This is a genomic window from Aphanothece microscopica RSMan92 (assembly GCF_046613545.2).
Classification (GTDB): domain Bacteria; phylum Cyanobacteriota; class Cyanobacteriia; order PCC-6307; family Cyanobiaceae; genus NIES-981.
On the sequence record NZ_JBKKKY020000176.1, the window covers coordinates 1 to 1,449 of the forward strand.

Below are 1,449 nucleotides of genomic sequence, written 5' to 3' on the forward strand. Positions count from 1 at the left end.
CGATGCGCCGCCGGAAGGACTGAAAGCGCTGCTGGCCACTGCGGGCGTCACCGGCGACGAGGTTCAGCCCCCCTCCAACATCACATTGATCAAGGCGGGTTCCCACCTGATCCTGTTCGACAATGGGTCGGGTAGCGAGTTCCAGCCCACTGCCGGCAAACTGCTCGCCAACATGACGGATGCGGGCATCGATCCGGCATCGATCACCAAGGTGGTGTTCACGCACGCCCATCCCGATCATATCTGGGCTACCGTCAATGCTGCCGGATCTCTCAACTTCCCCAACGCGGCCTACTATTGCGCATCGGCCGAATGGGACTTCTGGATGGGAAAGGACATTCTGACCCAAATGCCGAAGGAGATGCACCCGTTCGTGCTCGGCGCACAGAAGCACCTCAAGGGTGCGGAGCCGCGCATCACCATGGTCAAACCCGGCGACGACATCGTGACCGGCATCAGGGCGCTGGACACCAAGGGTCACACCCCGGGACACGTCTCCTTCGAGGTTGCGGGTGATGGCGGGCTCATCATCGTTGGCGATGCAGTCGGCTTCCCGGCCGTCGTATTCGCCCATCCGGAATGGCGCTTAGGCTTCGACGGCATACCAGACCTGGCCATCACCAACCGCAAGGCCCTGCTGCAGCGGGCCGCGGCCGACAAGATCAAGATGCTAGGATTCCACTGGCCCTATCCGGGCGTCGGCCACGCCGAGACCAAGGGCAGCGGCTTCCAGTACGTCCCCGCGATGTAGGCGGCGCTACATGGGTCGTTAATGTAGCAGCGCCGAAGCAAAGACCGAAGCGGAGACCCGCCTGAAGGACGCCTGCCGCTGGCGTCGCGCTGATCGGTCGGCACTGCAAGGCGTGTTGCGCTCCATCATGTTGATCAACTTGTTGGGGTCGCTTTCACGGAGGCAGTTCTGGACCTCCAGTACTTCGTCCCAGCCATGCCTGCCGCCATTGCCACGACGAACAGCCAGACCTTCGGCTGGAGCGAAACCAGAGCTGCGATAGCGGGGCCTGGGCAGAATCCTGCAATGCCCCAGCCGATGCCGAAGACAGCGGCGCCGCCAAGCAGGGGCAGGTCAATCTGCTTGAGGTCTGGCAGATTGAAGTTTCCGCCGGTCAGCGTTTTGCCGCGTGCGAACGTCAGACGGTAACCAATGGCTGTGACAGCCAGAGCGCCGCTCATTACAAAGAGGAGGGTCGGATCCCACGTACCCGTGACGTCGAAAAAGTTCAGAACGCGGGCCGGATTGACCATATCGGAGATCGCCAGGCCAGCTCCGAAAACGACGCCGGTGAACAGAGACAACAGAATAGCAGGCATCATCCTCTCCCTAGATCAGGTGGCGTATGACAAAGACGGTCACGAGCGCCGTCAGCATGAAGGTGAAGGTCGCGGCGATGGAGCGATATGACAATCGAGCTAGACCACAAATGCCGTGCC

General features: G+C 61.4%; 2 protein-coding genes. One reads left to right on the forward strand and one right to left on the reverse strand.

All coding sequences use genetic code 11. The features are described 5' to 3' along the window. A partial coding sequence (locus tag ACLD7X_RS16740; RefSeq protein ID WP_411424821.1) for an MBL fold metallo-hydrolase occupies positions 1-751 on the forward strand: 751 nt, incomplete at its 5' end. Between the two features lie 134 nt (positions 752-885). On the opposite strand, the gene ACLD7X_RS16745 is transcribed toward ACLD7X_RS16740, so the two are convergent. Then, positions 886-1,332, reverse strand: a complete 447-nt coding sequence (locus ACLD7X_RS16745) for a DUF6691 family protein (protein WP_411424822.1) — start codon at positions 1,330-1,332, stop codon at positions 886-888. Between the last annotated feature and the right edge of the window lie 117 nt (positions 1,333-1,449).

Bases quoted from the DNA above. Each gene is read 5' to 3' on its own strand.
- ACLD7X_RS16745 (WP_411424822.1), bottom strand. From the start codon at position 1,332: ATGATGCCTGCTATTCTGTTGTCTCTGTTCACCGGCGTCGTTTTCGGA.